Here is a 10,036-nt window from a genome sequence, read left to right as displayed (position 1 = left end):
TGAATGGGAACATGAAAGCGCCAGTGGAACGCCGCGCAGCAAAGTCGAACGCAGCATGAATTCCCCTGACGCGGCTCCACTGGCCGACGTGACCTGGAATAGAAACAGCGGCTCAGGACCGCATTCGGTCAGTCGGGACTAAAAGCGGGAGGCGCGCGAGAAGACCAGGGATTGTCCGGTCCCGTCGGCGGCGCGGCGACTTCATCGAGAAAGCGCCGCCCGGAAGTGACATGATCGAAGATCGGAAAGACGAGGAGGTCGAAAAGCGCCGCGGTGAAACGGATCAACCCGCCGTCCACGCTCGACGAACAAACTATGCAGCACTGAGAATGATCATGGCGCGGAACCGGCGCGCCATTGTCGCCCGTCGCATCCGCTCCGCACGATCGGGCTTCGACGGAGGCCTCTGTTTGGGAGTCGAACCCGACAAACCAGCCTCTTTCGTGCGAGACCACGGAGGCGACGCCCTGCAGGATCAGCACGCACGCAAGGAAATGCGCGATGAAAGCGCGCCTCGAAAACCCTCGCCTGGATTGCACATCCTTCATGCAACGCCGCTGCTTTGCGTGATTTACTCGAATGTAATTGTGCGTTCGCCGGCCTATGGAGTCAATAGTGTGTTCGAAATCGAGCCAAAAATCCCGCTCTTCGGGCAGCGCCCGCCGACGCATGATCCTGACGACATCGCATCATATCCTTCTTCGCCGCGGCCGATAAGGGCTTGCTGGGTAGACGTGATCGGAATCTCATTCTCGATCCCTAGACGTTCGGGATCGTTGGAACATGCCAAATAAATTGCGCTCGGCGACGAAACTGCCAGCGAGGCGAGAATCGCAATTCGGCCCCGTTGCGGTGGAATGGAAGGCGCGAGGTCTGAGGGCGATCGGGTGAAGGACAACAATCCTCCCCCTCATGCTGAGGAGGCTCCGCAGGAGCCGTCTCGAAGCACGAGGGGGAGCTCCAGCTGGCCGCGAATGAAGGTTTCCTCGTCCTTCGAGACGCCGCTTCGCGGCTCCTCAGGATGAGGAAACCTTCACCTGATCGCCCTGCGCGAGGTCTGGCATTGCCTTGACGTGGTTGCGCAAAGTTTCTGTCGTCGGGTAAGTTCTTCGTTCGGCCCCGATCCGAACTTCGATGAGATTTGCTTCTGCGGCGCGCCCGGCTTCATCGACCGATATGCGTTGACGCCTCGACTCCCACGCTATTTGCTCGTCGCGCTGCCGGCGGAGTTCCGATCGCGGGAAGCTCGAAGGCCGCGCCTTCGAGCTTCGCCAATCGAACGAGCCTGGAAATGTCCCCGCCGGCTCCGCGATCGACGCCGCGGGAAGCTCTGACGCGACAATCGACAAAGCTCCGGCGAATTTGCTGTTGCGCAAAGCTCAGAAGGTGAATCCGACCTGCAACAGCCCCTTCGTATGCCGGTCATAAGCCGTCGCGCCGCTATTCGTTCCGTAAGTGTGCGCGGCTTGCGCTTTCAGCACCAGCAGGCTGCCGCCGCCGATGTCATAGGTCGCGTAATAGCCGACGCCGACATCGTTCACTCCCGTATAGCTGCGCTGCGTCGTCGTGTAGGAGCCATTCTCCAGCCACACCGCGCCGATATCGGTGAAGACGCCCAGCGCATGGCGGTAATTCTCGATCTGCGGCAGCGCATATTTCAGCTCCGGCGTGACGAAATAGCCGCTGTCGCCTGCGAGGCCTTCGTCGAAGGAGCGCACACCCCAAAAGCCGCCGAGACTGAATTGCTCGCTGGTGTCGAGATTGCCGTCGAGCGCCTTTTGCGCGCGCAGATAGGTCGACAGCGAGAATTTTTCGTCGAACGCCACGGTCGCACTCACGGCGAGATTGATGCGATGGAAATTGCCCACCGTATCGACGCTGGCGCTGTTTTGCGTTCTCTGCGTCACATCGGGATAATCGACGTAGCCGGAGGTGAAAGACAGCATCGCGCTCGTCGCCAGCGGCAGGCCGAGCAGCTCCTGCGCGGTCTCGCGCGTCACGCCAATAGTGCCGAGCGCGATCTTGCGCTCCGATGTCGAGGTTCCTGCGATCCTGTCGTCCAGCCATTTATGGGTGAAATTCGCCCATAGCGAGATGCTCTCCTCGCGCTGGCGCACCAGCGCATAGTTCAGCGTGCCGGTGATGGCGTAGGCGCTGCCGGTGGCGTCCAAATCCTTATAGGCGCCGCCGAGCGCGTAAGTGGTGCGATAGGCGCCGACTTCCGCACGCAATCCGTCATAGCCGAGCGGAAACGAATATGCGACGCGGCCATTGGCGAGCGCGGCGCGCTCGGAGACGATCGCCGAGCCGGAGAGACGATCGCCGAAGCCGAGCGGCGAGTTGATGACGAAGCCGCCATTCAAACGATCGCGGCCCGTATAGGGCGAACCGAAATTATCGCCCAAGAGATAGCCTGCGACGCGCTTTCCTTCCGGCACGGCGAATTGAAAATCGGATGTCTCTTGGCTCTTGCCGGGCGAGACCACGATGCGCGGCGCGCCGGCGCCGGGCAGATCGGAGACGAGCAGCAGCGCGCGCTCCAACGCGTCTTTATGAATGAGCGCTTCATCCGCGAGCGCCGTGTCGACGACGCCTTGCAGAAAGCCCGCGTCGACGGCCGAGGAGTTCTCGACGAGCACGCTGCCATATTTGCCGACGACGAGCTTGATCTTCAACGATCCGCTGCGCGCATCCTGTGCCGGCACATAGGCCTTGGCGACCAGAAAGCCCTTGGCGCGATAGAGCAGAGTGACCTTGTCCGCGGCGCCGTAGATGTCGCCGAGCGTGAGCTTGCGGCCTTCATAGGGCGCGAGAATTTCACGCAGCTCGGATTCTTGGACGAGCAGCGGCCCTTCGACGACAAAATGTTTGACGAAGAGCGTCTCCTTGCTGGCGAGGGTGAAGCGCGGCTCGGCGATTTGCGGCAGCGTGGGCGCGCTCTGCCGCGGCGGCGCGGGCCGCGCTTCCTCGGCCTGACGCACGGCGTCGCCGATATTGTAAGGCAGGATCGGCGTCGGCGCGCTCTGCGCGAAGGCCTGCGGCGCAGCGAGGAGAAGCGCCGGCGCAGCGACGCAGGAGAGGAGCAGACAGCGGAAATTCATCTGAGGATAAACCTTTCTGGTCCCGTGCGTCTTATTGGGCCTTCGGGGCGGGCGCGGAGTTCTTGCCGTCTGTTCCGAGATCGAAATGCTGGCCGTCGATCTCTATGCTGCGAATGCGGGCGCGATAATGGGCGCCGGGCGAAGGGGCCTGGGCCCTGCGCGCGCCGCCTGCGTTCGCCGAGGAGGCATGGCGCGCACGCGCGCGCGCGGCTGGAAGCTGCGTCTGCGTCGACTCCTGGCCAGTCAGATTATCATCGATATTCGCCGAGGCGTTGGCCGAGGCGACGGCGGATTTGCCGGCGGCGGTCGATGCCGCCGCATTCTGTGGCTTCGTCGCGGCGACCTCCGCGGCATTGGAGATCACATTGCCGGCCGCAGCGGCCGTCCGCTGCGTCGCGGCGAGCTGCGCGGCGGCGCGCGCCTCCGCCTTCACGTCACGATAGGAATTATTCGCGATCGCGCCTCGCGTGCCGAAATTTTGTCCGATCAAACCGCCACCCGACACGCTGCCGGTCGCCGAAGAATTCGCGACCGAGCCGATCAGCGTTCCTGTGTTCTGAACGGTGTCCGTGTTTTCCCCGACCAGGGCTCCCGCATTGCGGCCGCCGGAAACATCGCCACTCGCAAAAGCTCCGTCTATCGCGCCGCTATTGCGGCCGACGAGGCCGCCGACCCCTCCGCGCGGGCTCGTCGCTGTCACATTGCCTGTGGCGGATACATTGGAGAGGCTGCCGCCATTACTGCCGACCAATCCTCCGACATCGGTGAGACCGGTCACATTGCCGCTGGCGGAGGAATTGGAGATGCTGCTCAGGCCGGCGCTTCCGACAAGACCTCCGACGCTCACGCTATTGACGCCGGCGCTCACATTTCCGGACGCGTGCGAGCCGGTGATGGTGGCGACAGTGGTGGAGACGACGACGACCTTGCCGCCGACGAGGGCGAGGTTGTTGACGCCCGACAGCCCGCCGACCAGCCCGCCGACATTGTTCACCCCATAGGTGCTGTCGGGCGCATGGACGGTCACGTTTCCGGACGCCCAGCTATTCGTGATCGCTCCACCCTGTTCGCCGCCGACGAGCCCGCCGATTCCGCCACCATTCGTCTGCGTGGCGTTCGTCCAATTCACCGTCACATTGCCGGTGGCGTAGGAGTTGGTGATCGTGTTGATATTGGGCCCATTATTCGTAGCCTGACCGATCAGGCCGCCGATAGCGGTCGTGTCATTGGCGTTCAAATCTCCGGTGGCGTAGGAATCTGAAATTTTGCCGCCATAGCTCTGCCCGACGAGGCCGCCGACATTGGAGGCTCTACCCAATATTGTGATCGCCACATTGGTATGGGAGTTGGTGATGACGCCGAGATCCGATCCGACCAGCCCGCCGATTTCATTCGCGGGGATCGTGGCGACGGGCGTCGTCAAAGTTCCCGTGACATAGGAGTTGTCGATCACCCCCGTGCCCCAATTCACCGCTACAAGTCCGCCCACGACGTGGAGGCCGTTGATCGTCAAATTCGACGCATAGGCGTTTGTGATCCTGCCCCAATTTAACGCGACGAGCGAAGCGACTCGGATGCTCGAAGTCGAGCCCGTGATGCTGGCGCCGACGAGCCCGATATCGCGAATTGCGGCAGTGGAGTTCGTCCCCGAGCCGAGCGTTCCGATCAGCCCGATGCCGCCATTTCCGGCGCTATCGTTGATCGTCAGATTGGCGACCGTATGGCCGAGGCCGGCGAGCGTGCCGGCCAATGTCGGGACGATCGCGCTCGCATAGGTCGTTCCGGACGCATCCAAATTCTGCGCCAGCGCATAATAGCCCGGGCCGCCGTCGATGGCGGCGAGATCGCTCATGCTGTGGATCAAACTATAGGCGTCGCCATTGATCTTCAGGCTCGCAACGGCGCCGCTCAACGTCACCGAAGCGCCATTGGCGGTGTTGATGCTGTAATTCGTCCCAGAGGCGGCGCTGCCGGTCGAAGCGTAATTGCCATAGTTGAGGACGAGCCCGGCGTTCGCGCCGGTCGCGGTGATCGAGGAATTGATATTGATGTTGTTGGTCGCATTCAGCGTCAGTATCGTGTTGCCCGACCAGCTCACCGCGCTGTTGACATTGAGATCGCCGCCCGTTCCGCCGCCGCTCGTCGACCAGAGGGTGATATTATTGCTGGCGAGCAGGCTGCCGAGCAGCGCCCCGGTGATGTCGCCGTTCGTCCCGATGGTGAAGCCGTCCGGATCGATGGTCCAAGTCCCGGTCTCTCCGAAGGCGGCCGCCGTGGTGACGAGCGTCCCATCGGCGATCGTCACCTTGTCGCCCGAGGTCTCGATCGTTCCGCCCTTGCCTCCATTGGGCGCGGAAGCGTCGAGCGTGCCGGACACCTTGGTCCTCCCGCCCTGGGCCAGCAGCTTGATCTTGCCGATCTTCACGCTTCCCGTGGATGAGGAGCCGCCGGTGAGATCGGCGAGCGTGCGCGCCTGGATGATTCCGCTATTGTTCACCTGCGCCGATAGAACCGCATCGGCCGCCTTGGCGGTCATCACCACATTGCCGCCGTCGGCCTTGATCAGCCCTTTGTTCTCGACCAGAGCGTCGTAGGTTCCCTTGTCGATCGTCACATCGAGCAGCGAATCACCGCTGAAATTGAGCGTGATCGCATCGCCGGAAGCGAGCGCGATGGTCCCCAATTTGGCGTTGATCGTCCCTTCGTTGGCGACCGCCTTGCCGAGCAGAGCGACATAGCCGCCATCGACGGCGTTGATCGTCCCCTTATTGACGACGGAGGCGGCGGAGGAGCCGGAGAAAGTGTAGTTCCCGGCCATGAAATTGGAATTGGAGATGTCGAGCGTGGACGCGACGAGGCCGCCCACATTCACCTGCGCATCCTTGGTGAACATGATGCCATTGGAATTGATGATGAACACCTTGCCATTGGCGTTGAGCGCGCCGGCGATGATGCTCTGCTCATTGCCGACGACGCGGTTGAGCGTCACCGACATCGCAGTGGGCTGTAGGAAATTGACGGTCTCACCCGCGCCGATCGAAAAGCCCTGCCAATTGATGATGGCGCGATTGGTCGATTGCACGACATTGGTGACGTTGGGCGTCGAGGAAATGGTCGCCGCGCCATCGACGACGACGCCCCCCGTCGGATTGGCGAGCGCGAAGCTCGGCAGGGCGAGAATTGCCGCGATCGCCGTCATTGTCATACGGGACGACTGCGACATGGACGGCCGATTTGGCCTCGAGGGGCAGCCAGCAGCGGCAGCGCGATATAAGACTTTATAATCTTTGTGGTTCATCGAGCAGCCCCATTTTGCCCATGACGATTTTGTTTATGTATTGTTATTACATTATCGAATGGCGCAGGTTTCGGTCAATGCGGGAGATGGCGTCGAAATAGACAAGTTATTGTGAATTTAAATATAAATTTGATGCATAACGATTAATCTCGGTGCAGAACGCCTGCGCACTGATTTTGGCCCTTCGACCCGGTGTCGCATCGAGGACTCCGGCTGGCGGGGCGGCATTGGGCGGATGCGAAAAATGCCGCCGCGGGAAAACCGCGGCGGCATTCTCTTTGTCTTCGGCTCGTTTCAGCACGGTTCAGCGAAGCTGCCCGCCCTGCTCACGGAACGCCGTAGCAATAGTTCAGCAGGGTCGTGATCATCTGCGACTGCGGCGAGAGCGTGTGATCCGTCAAATAGGCGACGAAGGCGTTGAGCGCCGTGTCCTCTGCGCTGGTCCGGGCGCTGCGAGCGATGCGAAGGCCCGACTGGTTGATCGGGTCGTAGTTATAGATCACCGGCGACACGCTGGTGTCCGTCGGCGGATAGGCGAGCGCAGAGGAGCCGCTCGGCGGATAGGCCCCGTTCTTACAGATTTGCGAAAGCGCGACGAAGCCGACCGTCTCAGTCTGATTTTTGACGGCCTGGAAAGTCGTATCGATGTTCGAGTAGATGTTGACGAGGCTATTGCTGGAGAGCGGGGCCGTGAGACCATAGCGTCCCGTGAGCAATTGGGAGGCGGCCGTGCCATAGGGCGCGGTGGTGGTATTGGCGACCGCAACCTTGGAATAGGTGCTGGAGTTGTAGCCAGAGCTGACGTTCACGCCGGGCGTATTGGACCAGAAGGCGAGCGTGCCAACCGCATAGACGAAGGGGCTGCCGACGCCATAGCCGCTGGCGAGGCTGGCGGGAGTCGCGCTGTTGGCGGCGAGAAAGAGATCGACGTTCAGGCTATTGCCGCTGGTGATCTGATTCGCGAGCGTGCCAGTGGCGCCGCATTGGACCAGAGTGACGGTGTACCCAGTGGTGTTCTGGAACGCCGTTATCAGATCTCCCAATGGAGTCGGATCATTAGGATTCGGCGGAGCGCAGAAATTGGCTGCGGCAGAGACGTTGATATTCGTAGCCAGCGCCGGCGAAGCCCCTCCCGAGAAAAGTGAAACGACAACCGCCGCCGCAGACAGAACAGCCTTCATTTTGTATTTTTGCATACCCCATACCCCTTCGTAAAAAGGCACGACACAAGCCAGCCATCCCAGCTCGCCGCCATTGTGTGAAGTATTATATTTGCTCATACGCATTTAAAACTTGTATATACATGCGTTATGAGTCGTAGATATATTACCTATGATTTTTTGCCTGTCAAGCTCGCCGATTGTTCGCAATGTGAAGATGATACAAGGTGGCAGGCCGCAGTCATAAGCAAATCGCCTTATTTACGCGCGTCGTGTGACGTTTAGATAGGCTATCGCCAATTTATCTGGCAGGAGTTATCCTTGCCGGAATCCAGATCTGCAATATATTATTCATACAATTGTAGCCTTCTGACCCGCTGTTGCGAGCCGACGCCCTCAATCGCCCTCGGAAGCCGAGGCATCGGGTAAAGGAGATGCGATCGCCGGGCGAACCGGCGATGCGAACAATGCGACGATATGACGACGCGCGTCCCGTCCGAAAACCACGCGCCGGGGCGCAATTTCGACCACACGCCATCCTTCGATCTCGTCGTCTCTCCGCAAGCTGCGCATCCGAATCGGCGGCCCGGTCTTCACCAGCGCTCGCGCGCCGCTCCAATCGGTCACGACGCCCATCAGAGTGAGTCGCGGAGGCTCCGGCGGCGGAGGCGGCGCCTCGTCTCGGAGCGCCGCGGTGGGCGGAGGGGGAGGACGCCGACTCGACGAAAACAAAGGCCGTCGCAGCGTCTCCGCCAGCTGCCCCGGCTCGAAGCGCGCCAAAGGGTTGAGACGAGCGCGCTCTCCTGTTTCTTGGGCGGAGGCGGCGACGCAAGCGGCGGCGAGCAAGGCGCCAAGGAGGTAAAGCCCCCTCATATTCGAATCCTCCGCCAGAGAGCGCGCAGATCCAACGTGACGCGCAACGCCGATGGCTCGGGGCCCCGCTGGCCGCCGCGCAGCGGCGAAACGGAGAGCGTATCGACGAACACATAAGGCACGCCGGTCTCGAGCTCGTAGAGCAGCGTCTGCAAGGGTGCGAGACCCATGTCGAATGTCGCTCGCAGCCGCACGACATCGGACGTATCCTCGCGCGTCGTCGGTTGCGCGGCCGATGTCGTGACGCTCACATGCCGCGCGACGACGAGCCTCGTGAGATGGGCCTGCAGCAGAGCGCTCGCCTGGCCTTGCGTCGGCGCGGCGAAAAAGGCCGCCTCGGGCGCGATCGCGGCTTTGCCATGGACGCCGCTGCGGCCTTGCGCCGCCTCCACCTGCGCGAGAATGGCGCGCCGCTGTGCCGCCTCCTCGGCGGCGTCGCTCCAGGAACCGAGGGCGAAGACCGCGGCGGCGGCGCAGCACGCCATGAGAAGGGCGAGCGCGCCGAGCGCGAGACTCTGTTCGCGATCGAGATCGAGGTCGAAGTCGATTCGCATGGATCATTTTCCCTTTTTCGTGGCTGCGGCGAGCTGCGCTTCGACGCCGAAGCGAAACAGCCGGCCGTCGGAAGCGCGCGTCGTCGGCGCAGAAAAATGCGCGTCGAAGAATTGTCCGGTCTTTTCCAGAGCGTCGATGAGCGGCGGCGCGTCGTCGGCGAGCCCGGATATGCGCAGCCTGCCGCCCTCCAGACCGAGGCTCTCGAGAAAAGCGCCGTCCGGAATGGCGCGCGTGAGCGCGTCGATGAGAACGACGGCCGGCGTCGATGTCTCTTTCCATATCCAAGCGCGCTCGGAGGGCTGCAGAGCGGCGACGACGGCCGGGTTTTTGGCGGCGTCGGCGCGCTTTTGCAGCGCATGGGCGCGCGCCGCCAGTGCCGCCGCCTCTTCCTGGAGCGCGCTGGCGGAAAGCGACGCTCCCAGCACGATGAACGCGCAGAGCGCGACATAGGCGCCGATCCCGCCGCCGACGCAGAGCCGGATGCGCCGACGCTGCGCCGCATCGCTCTGCGTCGCCCCCTTCGTCCAGAAAACGATGGGCTCGTGGGTCGCGTCCGCGGCGCCGACGACGCGATCGACCGAGAGCCCCATTTCGGCGAGCGCGGCGCGCGCGGCGTCTATGTCGGCTTTCCGCGCGATCAGCACGCGCGCGGTCACGCGTCCGGCCTCCTCCGGCGTCGCTCTATGGCCGTGCAATATCTGGCCGACCGGCCAGGGCGAGAGCCGATCGAGCTGATTGGCGACGATGCCGGCCAAAAACTCGCGCGCCTGCGCCGGCGCGACCAATGTGCGCGTGACGGTCGTCTCGCGCGGCCATTCGAGCAGGACGAAGCCGCCGCGCGCATGTCGCAGGATCTCCTCCGGCAAAGTCGCTCCGATCGCGGCGGCGGCGAGGGGCGGCGCGTCGGGATCGGCGCCCGAGCGAAACAGAAATCGATCGCCCGAGCATGTGACGCGCAACATGTTCCGAATGCGCCGCCTGTCCGCGATGAGCGTGAGGAGCCCCCCGAGCACGTCCAGCCAGCGGAAGAGAAGGGCGAAATTCGGCAC

7 protein-coding genes are annotated in these 10,036 nt (G+C 62.6%); 1 reads left to right on the top strand and 6 read right to left on the bottom strand.

What is annotated here, in order from left to right; all coding sequences use genetic code 11:
• The first annotated feature begins 230 nt into the window (after positions 1–230).
• Positions 231–794 carry a hypothetical protein gene (locus KP010_RS20665; protein ID WP_142862652.1) on the top strand — a complete coding sequence of 188 codons (564 nt, stop codon included), beginning with the start codon at positions 231–233 and terminating at the stop codon, positions 792–794.
• Between the two features lie 585 nt (positions 795–1,379).
• On the opposite strand, the gene KP010_RS20660 is transcribed toward KP010_RS20665, so the two are convergent.
• From KP010_RS20660 to KP010_RS23455, 6 genes are all read right to left on the bottom strand, one after another.
• Entirely contained in the window at positions 1,380–3,101 is a 1,722-nt protein-coding gene (locus KP010_RS20660) for a ShlB/FhaC/HecB family hemolysin secretion/activation protein (protein ID WP_142862651.1), read from the bottom strand.
• Positions 3,102–3,132: 31 nt separating this feature from the next.
• Positions 3,133–6,300: an S-layer family protein gene (locus KP010_RS20655; protein ID WP_253203949.1), complete on the bottom strand. Its 3,168-nt coding sequence runs from the start codon at positions 6,298–6,300 to the stop codon at positions 3,133–3,135.
• A gap of 425 nt (positions 6,301–6,725) precedes the next feature.
• Positions 6,726–7,442, bottom strand: a complete 717-nt coding sequence (gene modA, locus KP010_RS20650; protein WP_185966471.1) for a molybdate ABC transporter substrate-binding protein — start codon at positions 7,440–7,442, stop codon at positions 6,726–6,728.
• A gap of 513 nt (positions 7,443–7,955) precedes the next feature.
• A complete protein-coding gene (locus tag KP010_RS20645; protein WP_142862648.1) occupies positions 7,956–8,195 on the bottom strand; it encodes a hypothetical protein in 240 nt (79 codons plus the stop codon).
• Between the two features lie 233 nt (positions 8,196–8,428).
• A complete protein-coding gene (gspM, locus tag KP010_RS20640; RefSeq protein ID WP_109027213.1) occupies positions 8,429–8,986 on the bottom strand; it encodes a type II secretion system protein GspM in 558 nt (185 codons plus the stop codon).
• 3 nt (positions 8,987–8,989) lie between these two features.
• Positions 8,990–10,036, bottom strand: coding sequence for a PilN domain-containing protein (locus tag KP010_RS23455; protein ID WP_185966434.1), 1,047 nt, complete (start codon positions 10,034–10,036; stop codon positions 8,990–8,992).

It is taken from the genome of Methylosinus sp. KRF6 (assembly GCF_018887255.1).
GTDB lineage: Bacteria > Pseudomonadota > Alphaproteobacteria > Rhizobiales > Beijerinckiaceae > Methylosinus > Methylosinus sporium.
This window is presented reverse-complemented; position numbering and strand designations above follow the sequence as displayed.